Here is a 437-nt window from a genome sequence, read left to right on the forward strand (position 1 = left end):
CCGCTGGTCCGGTCGAACCGGGCACTGCTCGAGGCCGCACGGCGGCGCAACCCCGACGCCTTCCTGCTCTATAAGCCTCACCCCGACGTCGAGGCGGGGTTCCGCCCCGGCATCATTCCGGAGGCGGAGGCGCTGGCGCTCGCCGACCGGATCGTGGCGGGGGTCAGCATCGTCGACCTGCTCGACCGGGTCCACCACGTCGAGACCATGACCTCGCTGGCGGGCTTCGAGGCGCTGATCCGCGGGCTCACCGTGGCGACTCATGGCCGCCCGTTCTACTCGGGCTGGGGCCTGTCCGAGGATCTGGCGCCGGGAGCCGACCGCGGCCGCAGGCTCACCCTGGACGAGTTGGTGGCAGGGGCGATGATCCTCTATTCGCGCTACCTAGACCCCGTGGCCATGAAACCCTGCAGCCCCGAGCAGCTGCTCGACCGGCT

Annotated in this window: 1 protein-coding gene; it reads left to right on the forward strand. The window is 70.9% G+C overall.

The genetic code is table 11. The features are described 5' to 3' along the window. On the forward strand, positions 1–437 hold a 437-nt coding region (locus tag IM725_RS20100), incomplete at both ends, for a capsular polysaccharide export protein, LipB/KpsS family (RefSeq protein ID WP_456096403.1).

The organism is Ramlibacter aquaticus (assembly GCF_015159745.1).
In the GTDB taxonomy this organism is placed as follows: Bacteria; Pseudomonadota; Gammaproteobacteria; order Burkholderiales; family Burkholderiaceae_C; genus Ramlibacter; species Ramlibacter aquaticus.